This is a genomic window from Variovorax sp. PBS-H4 (assembly GCF_901827205.1).
Lineage (GTDB): Bacteria > Pseudomonadota > Gammaproteobacteria > Burkholderiales > Burkholderiaceae_C > Variovorax.
Window position 1 is genome coordinate 1,856,016 of sequence record NZ_LR594675.1, and the last position, 22,032, is coordinate 1,878,047.

23 protein-coding genes are annotated in these 22,032 nt (G+C 66.9%); 16 read left to right on the forward strand and 7 right to left on the reverse strand.

Annotated features, from left to right (window positions below):
• The first annotated feature begins 34 nt into the window (after window positions 1–34).
• Genes E5CHR_RS08880 through E5CHR_RS08890 form a run of 3 tightly spaced genes read left to right on the forward strand, consistent with a single transcriptional unit; the run spans window position 35 to window position 4,445 of the window.
• Window positions 35–1,213, forward strand: coding sequence for an acyl-CoA dehydrogenase (locus tag E5CHR_RS08880; protein ID WP_162583636.1), 1,179 nt, complete (start codon window positions 35–37; stop codon window positions 1,211–1,213).
• Window positions 1,214–1,246: 33 nt separating this feature from the next.
• A complete protein-coding gene (locus tag E5CHR_RS08885; protein WP_162579344.1) occupies window positions 1,247–3,385 on the forward strand; it encodes an acetate--CoA ligase family protein in 2,139 nt (712 codons plus the stop codon).
• A gap of 49 nt (window positions 3,386–3,434) precedes the next feature.
• Window positions 3,435–4,445: a Bug family tripartite tricarboxylate transporter substrate binding protein gene (locus E5CHR_RS08890; protein ID WP_162579345.1), complete on the forward strand. Its 1,011-nt coding sequence runs from the start codon at window positions 3,435–3,437 to the stop codon at window positions 4,443–4,445.
• 127 nt (window positions 4,446–4,572) lie between these two features.
• On the opposite strand, the gene E5CHR_RS08895 is transcribed toward E5CHR_RS08890, so the two are convergent.
• A complete protein-coding gene (locus E5CHR_RS08895) occupies window positions 4,573–5,169 on the reverse strand; it encodes a VOC family protein (protein ID WP_162579346.1) in 597 nt (198 codons plus the stop codon).
• On the reverse strand, window positions 5,166–6,041 hold the full coding sequence (locus E5CHR_RS08900; RefSeq protein WP_162579347.1) for a fumarylacetoacetate hydrolase family protein: 876 nt from the start codon (window positions 6,039–6,041) through the stop codon (window positions 5,166–5,168). The genes E5CHR_RS08895 and E5CHR_RS08900 overlap by 4 nt, the downstream gene beginning before the upstream one ends.
• Window positions 6,042–6,180: 139 nt before the next feature.
• Here E5CHR_RS08900 and E5CHR_RS08905 point away from each other — a divergent pair, with 139 nt between their 5' ends.
• Window positions 6,181–7,071, forward strand: coding sequence for a LysR substrate-binding domain-containing protein (locus tag E5CHR_RS08905; RefSeq protein WP_162579348.1), 891 nt, complete (start codon window positions 6,181–6,183; stop codon window positions 7,069–7,071).
• A gap of 7 nt (window positions 7,072–7,078) precedes the next feature.
• Here E5CHR_RS08905 and E5CHR_RS08910 read toward each other — a convergent pair whose 3' ends face one another.
• From E5CHR_RS08910 to E5CHR_RS08930, 5 genes are all read right to left on the reverse strand, one after another.
• Window positions 7,079–7,456, reverse strand: coding sequence for a helicase SNF2 (locus E5CHR_RS08910; RefSeq protein WP_162579349.1), 378 nt, complete (start codon window positions 7,454–7,456; stop codon window positions 7,079–7,081).
• A 181-nt stretch (window positions 7,457–7,637) separates the two neighbouring features.
• The gene (locus E5CHR_RS08915; protein WP_162579350.1) at window positions 7,638–9,152 is read right to left on the reverse strand and encodes an AMP-binding protein; all 1,515 of its coding nucleotides are present in this window, start codon (window positions 9,150–9,152) and stop codon (window positions 7,638–7,640) included.
• Entirely contained in the window at window positions 9,149–10,591 is a 1,443-nt protein-coding gene (sauS, locus tag E5CHR_RS08920) for an acylating sulfoacetaldehyde dehydrogenase (RefSeq protein ID WP_162579351.1), read from the reverse strand. The genes E5CHR_RS08915 and sauS overlap by 4 nt, the downstream gene beginning before the upstream one ends.
• 127 nt (window positions 10,592–10,718) lie before the next feature.
• On the reverse strand, window positions 10,719–11,720 hold the full coding sequence (locus E5CHR_RS08925) for a tripartite tricarboxylate transporter substrate binding protein (RefSeq protein WP_162579352.1): 1,002 nt from the start codon (window positions 11,718–11,720) through the stop codon (window positions 10,719–10,721).
• Window positions 11,717–12,517 (reverse strand): IclR family transcriptional regulator, encoded by an 801-nt coding sequence (locus tag E5CHR_RS08930; RefSeq protein WP_162579353.1) that lies wholly within the window; start codon window positions 12,515–12,517, stop codon window positions 11,717–11,719. The genes E5CHR_RS08925 and E5CHR_RS08930 overlap by 4 nt, the downstream gene beginning before the upstream one ends.
• Window positions 12,518–12,797: 280 nt before the next feature.
• Between E5CHR_RS08930 and E5CHR_RS08935 the strand changes: the two genes are divergently transcribed.
• The 12 genes from E5CHR_RS08935 to E5CHR_RS08990 all read left to right on the forward strand — a co-directional run bounded on the left by E5CHR_RS08935 (window position 12,798) and on the right by E5CHR_RS08990 (window position 22,024).
• On the forward strand, window positions 12,798–13,016 hold the full coding sequence (locus E5CHR_RS08935) for a hypothetical protein (RefSeq protein WP_162579354.1): 219 nt from the start codon (window positions 12,798–12,800) through the stop codon (window positions 13,014–13,016).
• 324 nt (window positions 13,017–13,340) lie between these two features.
• A complete protein-coding gene (locus tag E5CHR_RS08940; RefSeq protein ID WP_174255707.1) occupies window positions 13,341–13,487 on the forward strand; it encodes a hypothetical protein in 147 nt (48 codons plus the stop codon).
• A gap of 57 nt (window positions 13,488–13,544) precedes the next feature.
• Window positions 13,545–14,129 (forward strand): A24 family peptidase, encoded by a 585-nt coding sequence (locus E5CHR_RS08945; RefSeq protein ID WP_162579355.1) that lies wholly within the window; start codon window positions 13,545–13,547, stop codon window positions 14,127–14,129.
• Between the two features lie 36 nt (window positions 14,130–14,165).
• A complete protein-coding gene (cpaB, locus tag E5CHR_RS08950; RefSeq protein ID WP_162579356.1) occupies window positions 14,166–15,017 on the forward strand; it encodes a Flp pilus assembly protein CpaB in 852 nt (283 codons plus the stop codon).
• Between the two features lie 25 nt (window positions 15,018–15,042).
• Window positions 15,043–16,566, forward strand: a complete 1,524-nt coding sequence (locus E5CHR_RS08955; RefSeq protein ID WP_232062008.1) for a type II and III secretion system protein family protein — start codon at window positions 15,043–15,045, stop codon at window positions 16,564–16,566.
• Window positions 16,567–16,578: 12 nt separating this feature from the next.
• Window positions 16,579–16,857, forward strand: coding sequence for a DNA/RNA nuclease SfsA (locus E5CHR_RS08960; RefSeq protein ID WP_162579357.1), 279 nt, complete (start codon window positions 16,579–16,581; stop codon window positions 16,855–16,857).
• Window positions 16,858–16,989: 132 nt separating this feature from the next.
• Window positions 16,990–17,196 carry a Flp family type IVb pilin gene (locus E5CHR_RS08965; protein ID WP_162579358.1) on the forward strand — a complete coding sequence of 69 codons (207 nt, stop codon included), beginning with the start codon at window positions 16,990–16,992 and terminating at the stop codon, window positions 17,194–17,196.
• Between the two features lie 93 nt (window positions 17,197–17,289).
• Window positions 17,290–18,540, forward strand: coding sequence for a pilus assembly protein TadG-related protein (locus tag E5CHR_RS08970; protein WP_162579359.1), 1,251 nt, complete (start codon window positions 17,290–17,292; stop codon window positions 18,538–18,540).
• 13 nt (window positions 18,541–18,553) lie between these two features.
• Window positions 18,554–19,006, forward strand: coding sequence for a TadE/TadG family type IV pilus assembly protein (locus E5CHR_RS08975; protein WP_162579360.1), 453 nt, complete (start codon window positions 18,554–18,556; stop codon window positions 19,004–19,006).
• Window positions 19,003–19,461 carry a TadE family protein gene (locus E5CHR_RS08980; protein ID WP_162579361.1) on the forward strand — a complete coding sequence of 153 codons (459 nt, stop codon included), beginning with the start codon at window positions 19,003–19,005 and terminating at the stop codon, window positions 19,459–19,461. The genes E5CHR_RS08975 and E5CHR_RS08980 overlap by 4 nt, the downstream gene beginning before the upstream one ends.
• A gap of 20 nt (window positions 19,462–19,481) precedes the next feature.
• Window positions 19,482–20,633, forward strand: coding sequence for an AAA family ATPase (locus E5CHR_RS08985; RefSeq protein ID WP_162579362.1), 1,152 nt, complete (start codon window positions 19,482–19,484; stop codon window positions 20,631–20,633).
• A gap of 20 nt (window positions 20,634–20,653) precedes the next feature.
• Window positions 20,654–22,024 (forward strand): CpaF family protein, encoded by a 1,371-nt coding sequence (locus E5CHR_RS08990; protein ID WP_162579363.1) that lies wholly within the window; start codon window positions 20,654–20,656, stop codon window positions 22,022–22,024.
• Window positions 22,025–22,032 lie beyond the last annotated feature (8 nt).

Sequence of the window (22,032 nt, forward strand, 5' to 3'; positions counted from 1 at the left end):
CGTCCCCGACGCGCAGACCTTGCGCAAGGCCGCCATGCGCGACGTGCCCTTCGACTGGCAGGATGCGCTGCGCTTCGACGACCTGCTGACGCCCGAGGAGATCATGATCCGCGACGCCGCGCGCGACTATGCGCAGGGGCAGCTGATGCCGCGCATCCGCGACGCGCATCGGCACGAGACCTTCGACGTCGCCGTGATGCGCGAGATGGCCGAGCTGGGCTTTCTCGGCGCGACCATCGAGGGCTTCGGCTGCGCCGGCATCAGCTACGTCGGCTATGGGCTGATCGCGCGCGAGTTCGAGCGGGTCGACACCTGCTTCCGATCGGCGCTCGGCGTGCAGACCACGCTCAGCATGACGCCGATCTACCTGTTCGGCAGCCAGGAGCAGCGCGAGCGCTACCTGCCGGCCATGGCACGGGCCGACAAGCTGGGCTGCTTCGGCCTCACGGAGCCGGACCACGGCTCCGACCCCGGCAGCATGAACAGCCGCGCGCGCAAGGTCGACGGCGGCTATCTGCTGTCGGGCACGAAGACCTGGATCACGCATGCGCCGATCGCAGACCTGATGGTCGTCTGGGCCAAGGACGACACCGGCCGCGTCGGCGGCTTCATTCTGGAGCGCGGCATGAAGGGCCTCGCCACGAGCAAGATCGAGGGCAAGTTCTCGGTGCGCGCATCGCCCACCGGCCAGATCATGATGGACGAGGTCTTCGTGCCCGAGTCGCAGCGCCTGCCCGGCGCCAGCGGCATCGGCGCCCCGTTCGCCTGCCTGAACAACGCGCGCTTCGGCATCTGCTGGGGTGCGCTGGGCGCGGCCGAGTTCTGCTGGCATGCGGCCCGGCAGTACGCGCTGGACCGCAAGCAGTTCGGCCGGCCGCTGGCGGCCAACCAACTCGTGCAGAAGAAGCTGGCCGACATGCAGACCGAGATCGTGCTCGGCCTGCACGCCTGCCTGCACCTGAGCCGGTTGCGCGACCAGGGCCGTGCCAGCCCCGAGATGGTGTCGCTGCTCAAGCGCAACTGCGCAGGCAAGGCGCTGGACATCGCGCGCGCCGCGCGCGACGTGCACGGCGGCAACGGCATTTCCGACGAATATCACGTGATCCGCCACGTGCTCAACCTCGAGACCGTCAACACGCTCGAGGGCACGCACGACATCCACGCGCTGGTGCTGGGCCGGGCCCAGACGGGCATCTCGGCCTTCTCCAATTGAACGCACTGAACACCCACTGACCGATCTTCAGCCATGACCCTTTCGAACCTGGACCGCGCCGAGATCGTGAAACGCCTGATCCATCCGCGCTCGATCGCCGTGATCGGCGCCTCGGCGGACTTCGGCAAGATCAACGGCCGCCCGCTCAAGCATCTGCTCGAGAAGGGCTACGCCGGCCGCATCCTGCCGGTGAACCCCAAGTACCGCGAGATCGGAGGGCTGCCCTGCCACCCGGATATCGACAGCCTGCCCGAAGCGGCAGACCTGGCGATCGTCGCGGTGCCCGCCGCGGAGGTGCTCGGCGCGGTCGAGGCGCTGGGTCGGCGCGGCATCCGTGCGGCGGTGATCTTCAGTTCCGGCTTTGGCGAAATGGGCGCCGAAGGCCGCGCCATGGAGGAAACGCTGGCGCAGCGCGCAGGCGAATGCGGCGTGGTGCTGTGCGGGCCCAACTGCCTGGGCTTCATCAACGCCTTCGACAAGGTCTACGCCACCTTCAGCCAGTACGCCGACGGCGAGACCGGGCCGGGGCCGATCGCCTTCGTCACCCAGTCGGGAGCCTTCGGCACTGCCATCGCCGCGCTGGTGCGGCAACGCGGCCTCGGGCTGGGCTACTTCGTCAACACCGGCAACGAGGCCGACCTCGGCTTCAGCGAGCTGATGGCAAGCGTGATCGAGGACCCGCGCATCCGGGTCGCCGCTGGCTACCTGGAGGGCCTGGAGGACGGTGACTCCCTGGTCCGCCTGGCGCGGCGCTGCCATGAACTGGGCAAGCCGCTGGTGCTGACCAAGGTCGGGAGGATGGCTTCGGGCGCGCGCGCCGCCGCTTCCCACACCGGCGCGCTGGCGGTGGAGGACGCGGTGTTCGACGCGGTGATCCGCCAGTACGGCGTGCTGCGCGCGCGCAACGAGGAGCAGATGCTGGACATGCTCGAAGCGCTGAGCCAGCCGCGTATCGCCGCCGGCAACGGCCTCGGCATCGCCACGCAGTCGGGCGGCGCCGGCGTGATGATGGCGGACCGCGCGGAAGAGGTGGGGCTTGCCGTCCCCGAGCTCGCTCCGGCCACGCGGTCGCGGCTGGCCGAGGTGATGCCGGCCTTCGGCGCGATGGGCAATCCGGTCGATGTGACGGGCCAGTTCGTGGCCCGCCCGGAGCTGCTGCGCGAGTCGGTGGTGGCGTTGCTGGACGACCCCGGCGTGCACGTCGGCATCGTCTGGCTGCAGCTGATGACCGCCCACGTCGACACGCTGGTGCGCATCTTCGGCGAGATCCTGGCCCGCACCGAGAAGCCTTTCTTCGTCTGCTGGGTCGCGGCGCCGCCGCAGGCGCTGCAGCAGCTGCGCGCGCTGGGCATCGTGGTCTACACCGCCGGCGAGCGCGCGGTGGAGGCGGCCGCTGCGCTGGCGCGCTGGAACGCCTTCCGGCAGCGCGCCGCTGGCCGCCAAACCCTCGCGCCGGCGGCGATGCCGGCGCTGCCCGCTGAACTGCGCGACGGCGTGCAGCCGACGGTGCTGGCGACCGAGTGGCTGCTAGCGGCCGGCGTGCCCATGGCCCCGGTCGCCCTCGCGCACGGCGAGGACCAGGCGGTCGCGCTGTGGCGCGCCGCAGGCGGCCCCGTGGCGCTGAAGATCGAATCGCCGGACATCACCCACAAGACCGAGGTGGGCGGCGTGCTGCTCAAGCTCGACGACGAGGCGGCCGTGCGCCAAGGATTCACCACCCTGATGCAGCGTGCTGCCGCGGCCGAGCCGGCGGCGCGCCTGCACGGCGTGGTGGTGCAGGGCATGGCACAGGGCCATGTCGAGCTCGTGGTCGGCGTCCAGCGCGATCCGGTGTTCGGCATGGTGGTGATGGTCGGCACCGGCGGCGTGCTGGTGGAAGTGCTCAAGGACGTCGCCTTCCGCCGCGCGCCGTTCGATGATGCCGAGGCGCTGCGGATGCTCGGCGAGCTGCGCATGGGCGCGTTGCTCGATGGCGTGCGCGGCCAGCAGGCCGTCGATCGCAACGCCATCGCACAGATGCTCGCGGGGCTGTCGCGCTGGGCGGCCGCGATGCAGCCGCGACTGGCCGAGCTCGATCTCAACCCCGTGCTGGTCGGCGCCGACGGGCCGGTGGCCGTGGACTGCGTGATGGTGCTGCGCGACCAGCGCACGGGCAACGAGGCCGGCAGCTGAAACCGCCGCCGGCCGTCATTGGATTTCAACGACAAAAGGAGACACAGGCATGCGCTTCACTTCACGAATCATCCAGTGCGCCGGCACCGCTGCCGCGGCGGCGGTACTGCTGCTGGGGAGCGGCCGGGCCCTTGCGCAGGACCCCTATCCCAACCGTCCGGTCACCGTCATCGCGCCCTACAGCGCGGGCGGCGATGCGGACCTCGCGGCGCGGAACTTCGCGGCCGCGGCGCAGCGCGCGCTGGGCCAGGCCGTGGTGGTCATGAACAAGACCGGCGCCAGCGGCGTGATCGGATCGGCCCAGGTGATCGCCTCACCGCCCGATGGCTACACCCTGCTGCTGGCGCGCACCGGCTCGCAGGCCATCCTGCCGGCCATCATGCCGTCGACGACCAAGTACAAATGGGACGACTACACCTTCATCGGCACGCTGGAGCTCAATCCCTACGGCTGCATCGTGAACGCCAAGTCGCCCTACAAGACCTTCGAGGACCTGGTCGGCGCCATGCGCACCAAGGGCAAGAGCATGAACTTCGGCACCGCGGGCGTGCTCACCACCAACGACATGGGCCCGCGTCAGCTGTTCAGGATGCTCAAGCTCACCGACCAGACGCCGACCCAGATCCCGTACAAGGGCACCGGCGAGGCCTCGATGTCGCTGGTTGCCGGCCAGACCGAATTCGCCTGCGGCAGCCTCGGGTCCTTCATCGCGCTGATCAAGAGCGGCGCGCTGCGCGCACTGATGGTCACCAGCGCGGAACGCATGGCCTCGATGCCCGAGGTACCGACGGCGCGCGAGCTGGGTTATGCCGAGATGGAGGGCATCGTGGGCTGGAGCGCCGTCTTCGGACCGCCCAAGCTCCCGGCCGAGGTGCGCGACCGGCTCGCTGCCGCGCTCAAGACCATCGCCGCCGACCCGGCCTGGATCGCCGCGACCGAGCAGACCGGATCGGTTCCCTTCGTTCGCCCGCCCGAGGAGACGCGCGACTTCGTGCGCAAGCAGTACCAGCTCTACCGGTCGCTGGGGGAGCAGCTCAACATCATCGACGCGAAGATGTAGGGCTGGCACGAACGACCATCTGTTCGCGGGCGGGGCCTGCCGTTTCGCGGCAATCGCCCCTCTCTCTTCGGTCCCATGGGAATCGTCGGGACCACAGCCATCCGCGCCTTGTACGGCGCCACCGCGCTCAGGGCACGAACATCGTCCAGGGCGTCTCGCTCCCGCGCAGCGGGCGCCGCGCCGTGATGTCGGGCAGCGGCTCGCCGGCTTCGAAGCGCGCGATCAGGTCCTCGGGATCGAACACGATCCCCATGAAGTTCTGCGCGTAGGCGCCGCCCGCGAAGAAGGCCTCCAGTTCCTCGGCGCGCTCGAACACGTCGTACTGCAGCTCCAGGCGATGGCCGTCAGGGTCCTTGTAGTACATCGAGATCGTGGGGCCATGGTTGATGGTCCAGTAAGGCTGGATGTCGTGTGCTTGCAGCCGCCGGTAGGTGGCCAGCAGATCGCCGAGCGATGCATAGGTGAAGGCGATGTGCTCCAGCCCGGTGTGTGCATCGCCTGCATGCCCGAGCTCCGGCCGCGCGATCAGGCCGATGCGGTGATGCTCGTCGTCATAGGTGAGGAAGCAGAGACCCTCGTTCTCGAAAGCCGGCCTCGCTTCCAGCACCCTCATGTACCAGGCGCGCGAGCGTTCGAGCTGGGACACGCGCAGGACCACGTGGGCGAGCTTCATCGGGCGCACGGGCTTGGCCTGCGCGTCGGGCAGCTTTCTTGGGGTGTTCATGGGTTGCCTCCATCGGGTTCGGGAACGACGCGGTTCTCGATCGCGCCAATCGATTCGATCTCCACGCGCACCACGTCGCCGCTGCGCAGGTACCGCGGCGGCGACATCAGTCCGCCGCAGCCGGCCGGACTGCCCGTAGACAGGATGTCGCCGGGTTCCAGCGTGAATGCGGTCGTGAGCTCGGCGATCATGTCGCCGATGCGGTGGAGCATCTCGCCAGTGCTGGCATCCTGTCGCAACTCGCCGTTGACCCAGGTGCGAAGGCGCAGCGCGTGCGGATCGGCGATCTCGTCGCACGTCACCAGCCAGGGGCCGAAGGGTCCGTGGGTATCGAAGGACTTGCCCAGGGTGTGGGTGGGTGCGCGCAGTTGCCAGTCGCGCACGCTCAGGTCATTGACCACCACGTAGCCGGCGATCACCGCGTCGGCCTCGTCGGCGCGCACATGGCGGCAGCGTTGGCCGATGACGACCCCCAACTCGCCTTCGTAGTCGAGCTGATCGGAAACCCGGGGCTTGTGCACCGGGTCGAACGGGCCGGCGACGCACGAGACCTGCTTGTTGAACCAGACCTGGCCCGCAGGACGCGCAAGGCCGAGCCGGGCCGCTTCCTCGAGATGCGTCGCGTAGTTGCCGCCGAGGCCCAGGAACTTGCGCGGCGCCGGCACCGGCGCGCACAGCTGCACCTCGGCCAGCCGCAGCCGCTGCCCCTGCGGCACCGCCTGCCGCGCCCAGTCGAGGCCTGGGGCGCGACGCTCCAGCAGCCCGCGCAAGTCCGCCGGCGCGTCGGGGACGGCCGACACGTCGACGACATCCTCCCCCTCGACCGCGCCGTATTTCAGCGCGCCCTGGTGGCGAAAGGTGGCCAGCTTCATTCCTTGTCTCCATCGAATCCTGATGCCTCGATGATGTGGATGGAACGATGCGCAGACAATCGGGCCGAGAAGAACGCAACGTTCCACTGGAAGAACGTGAGGCCAGCGATCCTCGCGGGCACAAGGAGACACCGAAGACATGGAAGATCTCAATGACCTGGTGTTCTTCGCCAAGGTGGTCGAGCACCAGGGCTTCTCGGCCGCGAGCCGGCAGCTGGGCGTGCCCAAGTCGCGCCTGAGCCGGCGCATCACGCTGCTGGAAGAGCGCCTGGGGGTTCGGCTGCTGCAGCGCAGTTCGCGCCGGCTGGTGCTGACCTCGGTGGGCGAGCGCTTCTACGAACGCTGCCAGTCGATCGTGGCGCTCGGCGAGTCGGCCCACGAGCTGATCCAGGAGGCGGTGGCGCAGCCGCAGGGGGTGCTGCGCGTGAGCTGCCCCCTCACGCTCGGCCAGTTTTGGCTCACGCCCCTGCTGCCCGCCTTCATGAAGGCGCATCCCCGGGTGCGGCTGCTGCTGACGGTCAGCAACCGTCGCGTCGACCCGCTCGAGGAGGCGATGGACGTGGTGCTGCGCGTGCGTCGCCCGCCCTTCGATGATTCGAGCCTGGTGGTGCGTCCGCTGGGCCGTACGCACGACGTGCTGCTGGCCAGCCCCGCACTGCTGCGCGAGCGGGGCATGCCGGCAGACGTGCCCGGACTCGAAGCCTGGCCGACGCTGTCGCTCCCGGCAGAGGGCGAGCGCCACGCCTGGCTGCTGAGCCGCGATGGCGAAGCGGCCGAACTGGTGCATGCGCCGCGGCTGGTCTGCGGCGACATGTTCGCGCTCAAGCACGCGGCGCTCGAGGGCCTGGGGGTGGCGCTGCTGCCCGGAATCCTGTGCCGCGAAGAGCTGGACGACGGGCGGCTGGTCCGGGTGCTGCCTGAATGGGGTTGCGCCGAGAGCGAGGTCCAGGCGGTCTTCCCGTCCAGGCGGGGCATGCTGCCGGCGGTGCGCGCGCTGGTGGAGTTCCTGGCCGCACATCCGGCCGGCTGAGCAGCGCCTACAGCGGCAACTGCTCGCCGCGGGCAGCGCTGCGCGCCTGGGCGCGGACCATGGCGCGCTCGACGCCGGCGCCCGGCTTGCGTGCCACGCCTTGGCCGTAGCCTTCGGCATAGGGGTTGGCGCTGTGTGCGGCGGCCACGGCCTCGCTGCGCATGCTGCCGCGCTCGATCGAGGCCGTCATGGCAGGCGCGACGTGCGACGAGACGCCTTCCGCGTAGGGGTTCTCGCTGCGTGCCGCGATCACCGCCTGGGCGCGCACATCGGCGCGGCTGTTGGCGGAGACCGGCGCATGCACGCCCTGGTAGGTCTCGGCCTGCGCGCCGGCAGCGGCGAAGAGCGAGAAAGCGGCTGCGGCAATGATCTTCGAGGTGTTCATGTCAGTTCCTTCAGATGGGATGGAGGTCGGTACGGTCGGGGGATCGTCGTTCCCGCCTTTGGAGCGGGTGTGGCTATTGCAGCGCGCGTGTGTATCGACGATGTGTCGGCCGAACCGGACTTTTGAACCGACGTGTAATCGCCGAGGCGGCGAACACACTGGAATACAAGCGCCGGTGCACCTACTCGAAGTAAGGCAGCAGCTTGAGCCGCTGAACCTTGCCGGAAGGACCCCGCGGCAGTTCATCGACGAAGCGATAGTGCCCCGGGGCCTTGTAGCGCCCGAGTGCGCGCGCGCAGTACGCGCGCAGATCTTCCTCGGTGCAGGTACTGCCCTCGCGCAGGATCACGCAGGCGCCGATCTCCTGCCCGTAGTGGCGGTCGGGCACGCCCACCGCGGCAGCGTCGCGCACCGCAGGATGGGCGAGCAGCGCCTCGTCGATCTCTCGCGGTGCGATGTTCTCGCCCCCCTTGATGATCAGCTCCTTGATGCGCCCGGTGACGAAGAAGAAGCCGTCGGCATCGCGGTGCCCGAGGTCGCCGGTGCGCAGCCATCCGTCGGGGGTGAAGCTGGCACGCGTGGCGTCGTCGTTCTTGTAGTAGCCGAGCATCACGTTGGGCCCGCGGATGGCGAGCTCGCCGGTGGTGCCGTCGGGCACTTCGGCGAGCTGCTGATCGATCACCCGCGCCTCGCATCCGGAGGCGCGGCCGACCGAGCCCAGCTTGCGCTTCGCGGGGTCCATCGGATTGGAGAACGAGGGCGCCGCCGTCTCGGTCAGGCCCATCGTCTCGACGATGCCGATGCCGAACATCTGCTCGAACGCGCGGTGGTGTTCGGGCGGCAGCGCGGCGGAGGCCGAACGGCAGAAGCGGAGGCCCGCGGTCTGCGTCGCCGGCGGCCGGTCGCCTTCGAGCAGGTACGAGATCATGGTCGGCACCACGTTGATCCAGCTGCACCCGGCTGTTGCGGCCTGTTCCCAGAAGCGGCCGGCCGAGAACTTCGACGGCATCGCGAGGCTGCCGCCATGTGCGAGCGGCGCCAGCATGGTCACGGCAAAGGCGTTGATGTGATAGAGCGGCAGCACCGCCAGCACGCGATCAGCCGGACCGAGGCCGTGTTCGGCACTGATCGCCTGCGCATTGGCGGCGAGATTGCGCTGGCTCAGCATCACGCCCTTGGGCATGCCGGTGGTGCCCGAGGTGTACATCAGCAGGGCCGGGTCCTCGGGCGCCGGAGCCGGGTCGTCCCCAGGCGCAGGGGCTTCCCCCTCCTCCGGCAGGGCCGCCGCGTCGGGCTCGACCACCATCAGCGACACCGGCCGCTCGAGGCCCTGCAGCATGGCGCGCACGCGTTCTTCCCACTCGGGCGCTACGCACACGAGGCGGCAGTCTGAATGCGCGAGCACGTAGCGCATCTGCTCGGGCTGCGACAGCAGGTTGACGGGGTTCACGCACAGGCCGCCATGCATTGCACCGAGCAGCAAGCGCAAGGTCTGCAAGCCGTTGGGCATGACGAGCGAGACGGTGTCGCCCGGCTTCGCGCCGTGCTGGCGCAGGACCGCTGCGACGCGGCGGCATCCTTGCGCAAGCTCGGCGTAGTGCAGTGGCGAGCCGCCCTCGGTCGAGAGTGCATAGACGGCCTCGGGCCGGCGCGCTGCCTGCTCCTCGATCAGGGCACGAACGGTGGTGGCGGTCACTCGGCACCGTGCCTGGCGAAGAACTCGCCGAAGATCTCCTCCTGGCTCGGCACCCGTTCGGGGATCGGCCGCGACACCCGCGTGATGTTGAGGAAGTGGCGGTAGTTCATGTTGTCGGAAAAGTTGTTCTTGCCCCAGGTGCCGCACCCCATGGACAGCGAAAAGGGCAGCCCGTTGTTGAAGCTGCCGCCGGTGGCGATGCAATGCGCCTGGTCGACGATCACGCGCGACACCTTCAGCGTCAGGCCCAGGCGCATTGCGCGCTGCGGCTCGGCGCTGTGCAGGCCTACCGAATGGCCCGCGCCCTCGTAGTCGTAGATGCGCTCGACGATCGCCGCGGCGTCGTCGAAGTCCTTCGCGGTGTAGACGGCGAGCACGGGGCTCAGCTTTTCGCCCGAGTAAGGATGATCGTGGCCGACGCCGCCCTCGGGCACCATGAGGATGCGGGGTTGGCGCTCGGCGATGGCGAGCCAGCCGGTGCGGCCTGTGGCGTCCTGCGCCGCCGCGCGCTCGGCGATTTCGCGCGCGGACTTGCCGATCACGGCGGCCGAGAGCTTGCCCTCGGGCCACATCAGCGATTGCAACGTCTGCTTCTGCGCCGCATCGAGCATCACGGCGCCGCGCGCCTCGAGCGCCGCGATCATGGGGGCGCGTACGGCATCGACGACGATCAGGCTGTTCTCGGACGAGCAGCTGGTCGCGTTGTCGAAGGTCTTCGACAGCACGATGCGATCGGCCGCCAGCGCGATGTCCGCCGTCTCGTCGACGATGCTGGCCACGTTGCCGGCACCCACGCCGAAAGCCGGCGTACCGCTCGCGTACGCCGCGCGCACGTTGGCCTGCGAGCCGGTGGCCACCACCAGGTCGCACAGGCGCATCAGTTCGCTCGTGGCTTGCTTGGTGACGGGGGAGGGCAGCAGCTGCACCAGGTCGCGCGGCGCGCCGATGCGGTCGAACTGCGCATGGATGAACGCGATGAGCCGCTCGGCCGTCGACCAGCCCTTGGGTGACGGCGCGACGATCACCGCGTTGCGCCCCTTGAGCGCATTGATGATCTTGTTGGCCGGCGTCGCGCCGGGATTGGTCGAGGGCGTGACGGCGCACACCACGCCGACCGGCCGCGCGATCTCGACGATGCCGCGTGCCGGGTCTTCCGAGATCACGCCCACCGAGCGCGCGCCGCGCAGGTCGCGCAACAGGCCGAAAGTCTTGCGATGGTTCTTGCTGACCTTGTCTTCGACGTTGCCGATGCCGGTGTCGGCAACCGCCAGCTCGGCGAGCTCGCGGTTGCGCTTCGGCTCGATGATGGCCCAGCCGGCGGCGGCCACTGCCATGTCCACCTGTTCCTGCGTCCAGGTGTCGTAGATGCGCTGGGCCGCGCGCGCGCGGGCCACGAGCTCGGCGATCGGGCCGGTAGCTTCAGGGGATGAGTGTTCCATGGTCGTAAGTGGGCTGGTTTGCTTTCAGATTCGGGGAACACCGCGGAACCGGCTTCGCCGGGCCGCTGGTGTTGCCCCCGGTAGGGGGTGGGCGGCTACACGAAGTGAGCCAACCTGAGGGGCTTATTCAATCCACCTTGATGTTGGCTTCCTTGGCGAGCTTGCTCCAGCGAACCATCTCGGTCGACACCACCTTGCCGAGCTGCTCCGGCGTGCCGCCCACGCCCTCGCTGCCCTGCGCCAGCAGCTTGTCCCGGATGTCGGGCTCGCGCACCACCGTGTTGACCACGCGGTTGAGCTTGTCGATTGCGGCCTTCGGCGTCTTCGAAGGCACGAACATGGCGTACCACGAGTCGACGTCGAAGTCGGCGATGCCCGCTTCCTGCATGGTCGGCACATCGGGGAAGGCGGCGCTGCGCTTGGTGGTGGAGACGGCGAGCGCCTTGAGCTTGCCAGCCTTCACGAACTGCGCCGCCGCGGGGATGGACACCCAGAGCAGCGGAACCTGGCCGCCCATCACGTCGGTCACGGCCGGGCCGCCGCCGCGGTAGGGCACGTGCGTCATCTCGGTGCCGGTGCGCAGCTTGAACAACTCACCCGCCAGGTGGCCCGGCGAGCCGTTGCCCACCGTCGCGAAAGAGAGCGACCCCGGCTTGGCCTTGGCCACCTTCACCAGCTCGGCCACGTTGTTGGCCGGAAAACTGGTGTTCGCCACCAGGATCTGCGGCAGCGAGGCCACCATCGCGACCGGCTCGAAGTCCTTCAGCGTGTCGAAAGGCAGCTTGGTGTAGATCGCGGGATTGATGGTGTGCGAGGAGAGCGTGAACAGCACCGTGTAGCCGTCGGGCGGCGACTTGGCCGCGATGTCGGTGCCGATCGAGCCTGCGGCTCCGCCGCGGTTGTCGATGAGCACCGGTTGGCCGAGCTGGGCCTGGAAGCGCTCCTGCACGATGCGCGCGATCACGTCGGTGCCGCCGCCGGGCGGGTAGGGGACGATGAACTTGATGGGCTTGTTCGGGTAGTCGGCGCCGGTTCCGCCGTTGCTGCCTTGGGCCTGCGTGGCGAAGGGCGCCGCGAGCGCGGCCGCCGTGAGGACCGCGGTGCGCAGCCAGGGGGCGAAGCGATTCATTCCAGTCTCCTTTTCTTGGGGGTAGTCGTCGTCATCGGCCCCGGGCCCACCCGGTAGCCCAGCGTGGTGCTGGCATCGCGCGCGCAGGCCATGACCTGCTCGGCAAGCCCGCGTGCCTGGGTGCGCGCGAAGCGGATCGAGGGCACGCTCATGCCCATTGCCGCGATCGCTTCGCCGCGCGCATTGAAGACCGGCGCGCCCAGCCCGCACACGCCGAGCCGCCATTCCTCGCGGTTCTCGGCGTAGCCGCGGAGGCGGGTGCGTTCGAGCTCGGCATGGAGCGCGTCGAAGTCTGTGATGCTGTTGGGCGTATGCGCCGCCAGACGGCCGAGGCGAGCGCGCAGCGCGGCGGTGTCGAGCTGCGCTGCGGCCAGCAGCGCCTTGCCCGAAGCCACGCAATACGCCGCGGCCCGCCCGCCGACGCGCGAGTAGGCTGCCACCGGCAGCGGGCTGTCGAACTTGTCGAGGTAGACGATCTCGGCGCCGTCCAGCGCCGCGAGGTGGATGGTCTCGCCCGTGGCCTGCGCCAGCGCCGCGAGGTGCGGGCGCAGCAGCCCGCCGATGTCCGACACCTCCGCCACCAGCGAGCCGAGCTCGAAGAGGCGCAGGCTCGGGCGGTAGGCGCTGGTCGCCGGGTCCTGCGCGGCCCACCCGCATTCCACCAGCGTCTGCAGCGTGCGGTGCGCATTGCTGCGCGCCATGCCGAAGGCCTGGGCCAGGTCGGTCACGCGGCAGTCGCGCTGCTGGCGCACCATCCATTCGAGGGCCGCGAGGCCCTTGGCGAGCGTGGAGTCCAATCGAGTTCCTGGGTCGGATGTTTGTTCTAAATAACGAAACATCGTTCGCACATTTGGAACAACTCTAGGCGCCGGCACGAAACCTGTCAACCGGGCTCGCCCTTGCCAGCGGGTGACGCAAGGGTTAACCACTGTGCAAAGTTTCTCGAAATTTGCGGCTTTGTAAGCCAAAAGGCCCCGGCTTACGACCAAAGGCTCCATCGGGACGCGCTGAAGGCGGCACACTCGCGCGTTCGTCCGGCGACATCCGGGCCGAAGAACGAATTGGAGGGCTCGCGCAATGGAACTGACGCACTGGCAATACATCGGCGCACTGGCTGGCGTGATCGGGATCGGCTGGCTGGTCGTGGTGCCGATGTACCGTGGCTGGAAGCCCTTGAACGAGCGCATGAGCGAGCGGGTGCGGGAGTCCACCACGCTTCTGGCCGCGCTGGAGGACCCCGAGGATCTCCACGCCGGATCGCCTCCGTCGCGAACATTCGGCATCAGCATTCGCTGAATTTGCCGCGGCGCGACTGCGCCTGACAAGCCTGCGCCCGTTGCCCACGGGATCGGCACTCACCTTCCCCCGCTTTCCTTCGAACCCGCCCGGCGGCCGCCCTTCATGCGCGGTTGAGCGCAGCCCTGGCCCGCTCGGGACTGAGTGCCAGGGCAGGCGTTTTGTCATGCCTGGCAGCCCTGCCAGCGCGGGCGATCTGTCCTGCGCAAGTCAGGACGACACGCTCATGTAAACCTTTGTTTGCATATCTAAAGTTGTTCCCAAGGCAAGAGTCAGCTGGTGAGACCGGCGGATGAGCTGCCGAGGAATGGCTTGGAGAGATGCATGCGGATCGGCGAATCACTGGCGTCCATGGGGCTCGAGCTGCTGGCCAGCGAGGCTGGCGCTTCCTTCATGGAGTGCGCGTTGATCGGCTCGCTGGTGCTCGTCTTCTGCATGTTGCTGGTCCTGGCCTGGAACAAGAACACATGAGACCCGGTCGTCGGGCCTCCTGATACGCCGTCGATCGGACGAAAGAGAAGTCGCCAAATGCAGGAATTCAACGCGCTGCTCGAGCTCCTCGCGATGCTGGTCTTCGACCCGCGCACCGCCATCCTCATCGCGCTGCTGGTCATCGCGGGGATCACCGACTACCGCACCTACCGCATTCCCAACTGGCTGACCTTCGGCGGCGCCGCCTTCGCGCTGATCTACAAGACGGTCATCGCCGTGTCCCCGGGCTCTGCGCTCCTGATGGCCTCCGGGGGGTTGCTTCTCGGATTCGTGTTGCTGCTGCCACTGTATGTGATGCATGCAATGGGCGCGGGCGACGTGAAGCTGATGGCGATGGTCGGGGCCTTCCTGGGCGCAGACGAGACCTTGCAGGCGGTGCTCTTCGCCTTTGTCGCCGGCGGTGCCGGGGCGCTGGGCTTCGCGCTCGCCAAGGGACGCGTGGGCCTGATGCTGCGCAACACCCGGGACGTGCTTTGCAGCCTGTTGAGCCTGAGCGTGGCGGGCGTGCGCCCCGACGCCAGGGCGCATGCGTCCCGTTCCGTCGGAAGGCTCCCCTATGGCGTGTGCATCTGTGTCGGAACGATCGGCTACGTGCTGAGCCGGCAGCTGGGCTTCGCATAGGCGAACGCTCCGAAACATCTTTTTAGCGAGGCATCCATGAGAAATATCAAGGCAATCGGTCTGATGGTCCTGGCTTTGCTGCTTGGCATCGCCGCCGCGGTCTACGCGGCCGGATGGATTGCCAGCCAGGGCAGCATTGCATCCAACAAGGTCGTGGTCGCCAACGTCGACATCGAACTCGGCAGCCGCATCAACGCGCAGATGCTCGGCGTCATCGACTGGCCGAGCGGCTCTCTCCCGCCCGGTACTTTCTCGGACATGAAGGAGCTGCAGGACCGCGTGGCAAGGGTTGGAGTACTGCGCGGCGAAGCAGTGCTCGAAGGCAAGCTCGCGCCCAAGGGCACGCTCGGCGGTCTGTCGGCCGTGATTGCAGCCGGCAAGCGCGCCATGACGGTGCGCGTCAATGACGTCGTCGGCGTCGCCGGCTTCGCATTGCCTGGCAACTACGTCGATGTCATGGTGAACGCCCAGCAGGACAAGGCCAAGGGCGAAGAAGGAAAGCAGATCAGCAAGACTGTGCTGGAGCATGTTCTTGTCCTGGCTGTCGCGCAAGAAGCCGGCCGCGATGACACCAAGCCCAAGGTCGTCAGCGCCGTGACGCTCGAGCTCTCGCTCGAGGACTCCGAAAAGCTCGATCTCGCCCGCAGCGTTGGCACCTTGTCCCTGGTGCTGCGCAACCAGATCGACAAGGCAAAGGTTGCCACCGCCGGCATCACCAAGAGCCAGCTCTTCGGCGAAAGGGAAATCCTGCCCGTATCGGTAACGGCCGTCGGCCCGGCACCTGTCGCCGCCAAGCCCAGGGCATTCGCCAGCAAGCCCTCGATGGTCCCCGCCATGGAATGCGTAGAGGTGGTTCAGAGCTCCGGTCGAGCCCTCAACTGCTTCTGATCGAAGAACACAGAGGAGAAATGAAGTGCACAACAACCACAGGTCACTGGTGCTGCTCGGGGCGCTGGCGCTGACTGGCCCATCGTTCGCAGCGGGCGAACCGCCCGCCGCTCCCGCAGTTGCCAGTGCGGCTGCTGCCAATCCTGCAAGTGCCGGGGGCACCAAGCGTTGCTCGTCCGTGGTCCACGACGACCGCCCAACCTACGTGACCCTTGGTAAATCGACCGTCATACCTCTCGATGTGCGGGTCGCCCGCGTCATCGTGAGCGGCCAGCCGCCGACCAGGGCGCCTGCACCGAGCGCCGCCACGGCGGCAGCGCCGGGCCAGGCACTGGCACCCGCCGCTGCGCGCCCGGCCGCGGCGTCCCAGCCGAATGCCAACGACGGCGTGGCCGACATGGAAGTCATGCTGCTCAGCCCCACCGACCTGTTCTTCAGGGGCAAGGTCGCGGGATCGATGAACGTGATCCTGCAGAACGCGCAGGGCACCTGCTTCATCAAGGACATCATCGTCACCATCGATTCAGGCGCGCTGCAGGCGAAGCTGGCCGAACTGATGCCCGAGGAAAACCGGATCCAGGTACGTGGCGCCGAACGTGCGATCGTGCTGACCGGCGAGATCAGCGATGCGCTGAAGCTTGACGACGTGATGAGCCTGGCCACCTCCTACGGCGACGGCAAGAAGGTGGTGAACCTGCTGCGCATCACCTCGCCGCAGCAGGTGATGCTCGAAGTCAAGATCGCGGAAGTCAGCAAGACCTTGCTGGACAAGCTGGGCTCGAGCATCGCTGCGCGCAGACTCACGAACGGCGCCACCAACAGCTACACGCTGATCTCCAACTTCCTGAGCGGCGGTGGCGCATTCGCAGAAGCGATCCGCGTCGGAAAGACAGCAATCTCGATCGACGGCCAGAAAGATGACGGGCTGGTGCGTGTCCTGGCAGAGCCCAACATCATGGCGATCAGCGGGCAACAGGCCAGCTTCCTGTCCGGCGGCAAGATCTTCATCCCTGTTTCCCAGACCCAGAGCGGCGGTTTTCCCACCATCACGCTGGAAGAAAAGGAGTTCGGCATCGGGGTGAAGTTCACGCCAACGGTGCTGAATGGCGGGCGCGTCAATCTGAAGATGGTGTCCGAGGTATCCGATCTGTCGCAGACCGGCTCGCCTTTCACGACGGTCTCTGGCGTGACCTCGGTACTGCCGTCGCTCACGGTGCGGCGGGCCGACACCACCGTGCAGCTCAACGATGGTCAAAGCTTCGTCATTGCCGGCCTGATCAAGAACAACGTCACTGAAACGATCAAGCGCTTTCCGGGCCTCGGCGAGGTACCGGTGGTAGGCGCGCTGGCTCGCAGCACCGAGTTCCAGAACGACCAGACGGAGCTGCTGTTCGTGATCACGCCGCGGCTCGTGAAGCCGCTTGCCAAATCGCCGCGGCTGCCGACGGACAACCACGTGGTGCCGAGCCGGACCGAGGTCTATTTCAACGGCGCACTCGAGAGTGCCACACCGCCGGCCGACGCGCCGCCGCCCCTGTCACAGCAATAAGGAGTGCAGATCATGAAGACGCAGGCCCTCGCCATTCTCTTTGTCGTGCTGACCGCCGGGTGCCAGACCACGACTCCGAACTACGACGCACGCTTCGGTGACGCGGTGCGTGATGCGAAGCGAAAGATGACCATCGATCCGGAGGCCGGGAAGAAGAACACCGACACGGCGATCGGCATGGACGGGCGGGCGAGCCGTCAGACGGTCATCCGCTACCAGGACAGCTTCAAGGAGCCACCGCCCGCAGTGAACGTCATCAACATTGGCGGTGCCATCGGGAGCGGCCGGTAGGTACCGAATTCGTCGAGTCCGACTTATCTCTCAACGAACCTCTTTGCCGAAAGGAGTCTGAATATCGAGGAAAAGAATTCGAAAACACCAACTAGCTACCCTTTCTTAACTGTAATTTTCATAGGTGAACACATGAACTCCATCAGCAATTTTTTCCGCAATCTGGCGGTTGAAGAAGACGGCGCGCAAATCATCGAGTACGCGCTGATCGTCGCAGTCGTTTCGCTCGGCCTCATCCTGCTGGTTCAAACCGGCCTCCTTGCAAACGGCGGCAGCTTCGCCCAATGGATGACGCGGGTCGGCACCTGCCTCACGACCGGAACTTGCCCCGCTCCCTGAAGCAACAGGAGGCGATGTCGACCAGACCATAGCAATCGACATCGCCTTCGCTTTGCATCAAGAGACACGGCCATGACGTCCACGCGCAGTTCGATGAGATCCCGCCAAGGCGGCGCGGTGATCATCACCACGGCACTCCTGCTTCTCTTCCTGCTCGGCTTCATGGGGCTGGCTCTGGACTTCGGCCGTCTTTTCATCCTGAAGACCGAGTTGCAGACATCGATGGACAGTTGCGCACTGGCTGCGGTACAGGAACTCGATGGCGCGACGGACGCACTGACGCGCGCCACAAGTGCAGGCCTGGTCGCAGGCAATCTCAACAGGATCAACTTTCAAGGCGAGGCCGCTGCGGTGGCAGACGCGGAAGTGACGTTCAGCGATTCACTGAGCGGAACGTACAGCAAGACCTTTGCACCCATCGCCAATGCCAAGTACGCCAAATGCATCCATACTCGGGCCGGTGTCGCGCCCTGGTTGCTGGGGGCGTTGACTGCATTCAATGGAGACACATCCTACGGCGCTACCCGGGGTGCCTACGCCGTCGGAGTCGCTACGCGAAGCTCGGCCCAGAGCGCCTGCGCCATTCCGGTTCGGCTCAGGCCGAGGGACGCCAGCGACAAGACCAACTTCGGACTCACGCCGGGCGAGTGGATCTCCACGCTCTACGACGAGAAGAGCAGCAGCACGACCGTCGAGCCAGGGCACTTCGGCTGGGTCAATCTGAATCCGGAGGTCAGTTCCAGTGCGCAGACGATCAAGGATCAACTTCTGGGTAACGGCTCTTGCATCAGGACGGACGCGGGTCTCAGCACCACAGGCGCGAAATTCTCCGCAGCGCTCGAATGGAACTCCCGCTTCGGCCTGTACAAGAGTGGCGCCGGCAGCCCCAAGATCACGGATGCGGCGCCGGACCTGACGGGCTATTCCTACACGGCCAAGAACTGGCCGAGCCAGTTCGGTGCGGCATCGAATTTTCTCGCCAAGCGCGCCACCCATCGCTCGTACGGCGACACCGTCGACACGGTGAATGCCGGTGACACCATCACGGGCCTGAACATCAAGGGCGGCTACAAGGACGGCGACATGGGAACCTACTCGGCCGGGCCGAGGGCGCTGGCGGCCTTCGGCGGGAGCCGCCGCCTGGTTATGGCGCCCGTCATGGAGGCGTCGTCAGGGCCGATCGATGGCTGGGCCTGCGTGCTGATGCTGCACCCCATCGACAGTGTCCAGACCACTGTCTACCTCGAGTACGTCGGCAATGCCGGCAATCCCGGCAGTCCGTGCACCAGCGGCGGACTGGCAGGTGGTGCGAGCGGTCCGCTGGTGCCAGTCCTCGTGGAGTAGGAGTGCACAAGAAATGAAAAACGCACAAAAAGGCGTGGCGCTGATCGAGTTCGCGCTCGTGCTGCCGCTGCTGCTGGTCCTGACCTTCATCGTGACCGAGTTCGGCCGCGCGCTGTACCAGTACAACATCATGGTCAAGGGTGCGCGCGACGCCGTTCGCTACCTTTCGGTTCAAAACCCGGGCAGCGGCATCGCGCAGTCCAAGAACCTCGTGGTCTACGGCAGCCTCGCGAACACCGGAAGCCCGCTCGCCTTCGGGCTCGCCGTCGGCCAGGTAAAGGATCCCGTGTGGCAGCTGGCCGGTGCCAGTCCGGTGATCAACACCGTGACCGTTCGCATCGCGGGCTGCGGCACTTCGGCGCCGCCTTGCTACAAGTTCGTGCCACTGGTCGGCAGCGTGTTCGGCTTGACCTTCGGCGAGATCAACTTTGCCGACATCACGGCCACGATGCGGGCACCGCTATGACGACACGCAAGAAGCAGGAAGGCGCCACGATCGTGGAGTTTGCGCTGGTCCTCTTGATCTATCTCACCTTCGTGCTCGGCATCATTGATTTCTCGCGCATGCTCTGGACCTGGAACGCAGCCAATGAAGCCACCCGCTGGGGCGCGCGAGTCGCGGTGGTCTGCGACCGCGGCGCTGGCGTGGTGCTTTCGAGGATGCGGACCTTCCTTCCTCAGTTGACAGCCGCCAACGTCGTGGTCGACTGGTACGACGCCGCCGGCAACATCAGCGCCGCTTGCACCGCCGCCAGCTGCAGCGCGGTGAACGTCCGCATCGTGAATCTCGACTATCAATGGGTGTCGCCGGTCGCAGGAGCTGCGGCGGCGGTGGCACCTATCCCGATGCCGGGCTTCTCTACCTATCTGCCGCGCGAAATCATGGGCCAGGATCCCGGGAGCCCAGCGGTCTGCTCTTGAACCGAACCACGAAGACCACCATGAAGATCGCCATCATCTCGCCCAACAGGACCCATCTGGAAGAGATGGACCGTTGGCTCCGGCCCCGCGCGCACACGGTGTTGCTGTTCGACGGCGGCAAGAGCCGCATGCGCACCGTCGTCGAGCAGGATCAGCCCGACCTGCTGCTGGTCGATGGCATGTGCTGCGATCCTGGCGAACTGACGATGGTCGAGCACGTCACGACGCACCACCCGCGTACCGCTGTGGTGCTGCTTTGCGCGAGTCATACGCCAGAGTTCCTGCTCAATTCGATGCGAGCGGGTGTGCGCGAGGTGCTGCCGTCCCCAGTGACTGCGGGTGCCCTCGAAGCCGCGGTCGATCGGGTCGCAGCCAAGCTCGCGGGCGCGCAAGGTCAGTCGGCCGGCAAGGTGCTCGCTTTCATGCCATGCAAGGGCGGCAGCGGTGCGACCTTTCTCGCAACCAATCTGGCGTTCCAGCTGAGTGAGCACAGCTCGGTGCTGCTCATCGACTTGAACCTGCAGTTCGGCGATGCACTGGGCTTCGTGAGTGACGAGAAGCCGAATTCGACGCTCGCGGACGTCGCGCGCGACATCGGCCGCCTCGACGCCTCGTTCCTGGCGGCGAGCGCCGTCGCAATCACGCCCGAGTTCCGGCTGCTCGCGGCGCCCGAAGATCCGTCGAACGCCATGGAAGTGAAGCCTGAGCACATCGATGCGATCCTGAACCTGGCCGTTACGCAACACGACTTCGTGCTCCTCGACATGCCGCGCACGCTCGACACGTTGTCGATTCGGGCGCTCGACCGCGCACACCGCATCTACCCGGTGCTTCAGTCCTCCCTGCCGGACCTGCGCAACGCGGCCAAGCTGCTCGGGGTCTTCAAGTCGCTCGGCTATGCGCAGGACAAGATCGAGCTGGTCATCAACCGCTTCGACAAGAACAGCGAGATTGGCTTGAAGGAGGTGCGCCGCTCCCTCGGCGCGATCGCGCAACGCACCGTTGCCGACTCGCCCAAGGAAGTCACGGCCGCGATCAACCGCGGTGCTCCGCTCGCGCGTTTATCCCGCACGAGCCCGGTCGTGAAGACTTTGGCCGAGATGGCTTCGGCGCTGGCGCCTCGGGACGAGGAGAGTCCCAGCTTCTTCCACCGGCTTTTCGGCCGGGCCTGACCTGACCTCGAAAGCACACCATGTCCTTGCGCGAAAAGCTCAACGTGATCACAGCCGAGACGGCTGCGAGTTCCGCATTGCACCTCGCCCCCGATCCGGGCCTCGCCGGCACCTCGGAGGCCTACAAGGTGCTCAAGGGCAGGCTGCATTTGAAGCTGCTCGAGAAGTTCGACCTGGCCTCGCTCGATACGCTTGCGCCCGATGCACTGCGCCACGAAATCGCCACGATGGTCGCTCGCCTGCTGCAGGAAGAGCAGGCCGCGGTGAATGAAGCAGAGCGGCGCACGCTGATCCGCGATATCCAGCATGAGATGCTCGGGTTCGGACCGATCGAACTGCTGATGGTTGACCCGACGGTGTCCGATATCCTCGTGAACAGGTTCGACCAGATCTACGTCGAACGCCTCGGCCGCCTGGAGTTGACCCCCATCAGCTTCACGGACGAGAAGCACCTGCTGCGGATCATCGACAAGATCGTGTCTTTCGTAGGGCGCCGCATCGATGAGTCGAGCCCCATGGTGGATGCCCGACTGCCCGACGGCTCGCGCGTGAACGCGGTGATCCCGCCGGTGGCGCTCGATGGGCCGATGATGTCGATCCGCCGTTTTGCCCACAAGCCGCTCAAGATGAGCAACCTGGTGCAGGACCTCAAGAGCCTCACGCCCGCGATGGCCTCGATGCTGGAAGGCTTGAGCAAGGCCAAAATCAACATGATCATCTCGGGCGGCACCGGCGCCGGCAAGACGACGCTGCTCAACATCCTGTCCGGCTACATCCCGGACTCTGAACGCGTCGTGACCATCGAGGATGCGGCCGAGCTGCAGATGCAGCAGCCGCATGTGGTGCGCATGGAGACCCGGCCGGCCAACATCGAAGGTCGTGGCGAGATCACGCAGCGCGCGCTCGTGCGCAACGCGCTGCGGATGCGGCCTGATCGCATCGTCATCGGCGAGGTGCGCGGCGCCGAGGCGGTCGACATGCTGCAGGCCATGAACACCGGCCACGAAGGCTCGCTGACCACCATCCATGCGAACACCCCGCGCGATGCGCTCTCTCGGCTCGAGAACATGATCGGCATGGCAAACCTCAACCTGCCGCACAAGGCCGCTCGCCAGCAGATCGCCTCGGCCATCACCGTGGTCATCCAGGCGCTGCGGATGACGGACGGCAAGCGCAAGATCACGAGCATCCAGGAGATCACCGGGATGGAAGGCGAAATCATCAGCATGCAGGAGATCTTCGCGTACCGCCAGACCGGGGTCGGCACTGACGGCCAGGTGGAAGGCTACTTCCATGCAACCGGCGTGCGGCCGAAGTTCACCGAGCGGCTGCGCGCCTTCGGTGTGGCACTGCCCGATGCGTTGTTCGATCCGACCAAGCAGTACCAGTGAGGCCAACC

Coding starts and splice junctions, on each gene's coding strand:
- E5CHR_RS08880 (WP_162583636.1), top strand. CDS start 35: ATGCGCGACGTGCCCTTCGACTGGCAGGATGCGCTGCGCTTCGACGAC.
- E5CHR_RS08885 (WP_162579344.1), top strand. CDS start 1,247: ATGACCCTTTCGAACCTGGACCGCGCCGAGATCGTGAAACGCCTGATC.
- E5CHR_RS08890 (WP_162579345.1), top strand. CDS start 3,435: ATGCGCTTCACTTCACGAATCATCCAGTGCGCCGGCACCGCTGCCGCG.
- E5CHR_RS08895 (WP_162579346.1), bottom strand. CDS start 5,169: ATGAACACCCCAAGAAAGCTGCCCGACGCGCAGGCCAAGCCCGTGCGC.
- E5CHR_RS08900 (WP_162579347.1), bottom strand. CDS start 6,041: ATGAAGCTGGCCACCTTTCGCCACCAGGGCGCGCTGAAATACGGCGCG.
- E5CHR_RS08905 (WP_162579348.1), top strand. CDS start 6,181: ATGGAAGATCTCAATGACCTGGTGTTCTTCGCCAAGGTGGTCGAGCAC.
- E5CHR_RS08910 (WP_162579349.1), bottom strand. CDS start 7,456: ATGAACACCTCGAAGATCATTGCCGCAGCCGCTTTCTCGCTCTTCGCC.
- sauS (WP_162579351.1), bottom strand. CDS start 10,591: ATGGAACACTCATCCCCTGAAGCTACCGGCCCGATCGCCGAGCTCGTG.
- E5CHR_RS08925 (WP_162579352.1), bottom strand. CDS start 11,720: ATGAATCGCTTCGCCCCCTGGCTGCGCACCGCGGTCCTCACGGCGGCC.
- E5CHR_RS08935 (WP_162579354.1), top strand. CDS start 12,798: ATGGAACTGACGCACTGGCAATACATCGGCGCACTGGCTGGCGTGATC.
- E5CHR_RS08940 (WP_174255707.1), top strand. CDS start 13,341: ATGCGGATCGGCGAATCACTGGCGTCCATGGGGCTCGAGCTGCTGGCC.
- E5CHR_RS08945 (WP_162579355.1), top strand. CDS start 13,545: ATGCAGGAATTCAACGCGCTGCTCGAGCTCCTCGCGATGCTGGTCTTC.
- cpaB (WP_162579356.1), top strand. CDS start 14,166: ATGAGAAATATCAAGGCAATCGGTCTGATGGTCCTGGCTTTGCTGCTT.
- E5CHR_RS08960 (WP_162579357.1), top strand. CDS start 16,579: ATGAAGACGCAGGCCCTCGCCATTCTCTTTGTCGTGCTGACCGCCGGG.
- E5CHR_RS08965 (WP_162579358.1), top strand. CDS start 16,990: ATGAACTCCATCAGCAATTTTTTCCGCAATCTGGCGGTTGAAGAAGAC.
- E5CHR_RS08970 (WP_162579359.1), top strand. CDS start 17,290: ATGAGATCCCGCCAAGGCGGCGCGGTGATCATCACCACGGCACTCCTG.
- E5CHR_RS08975 (WP_162579360.1), top strand. CDS start 18,554: ATGAAAAACGCACAAAAAGGCGTGGCGCTGATCGAGTTCGCGCTCGTG.
- E5CHR_RS08980 (WP_162579361.1), top strand. CDS start 19,003: ATGACGACACGCAAGAAGCAGGAAGGCGCCACGATCGTGGAGTTTGCG.
- E5CHR_RS08985 (WP_162579362.1), top strand. CDS start 19,482: ATGAAGATCGCCATCATCTCGCCCAACAGGACCCATCTGGAAGAGATG.
- E5CHR_RS08990 (WP_162579363.1), top strand. CDS start 20,654: ATGTCCTTGCGCGAAAAGCTCAACGTGATCACAGCCGAGACGGCTGCG.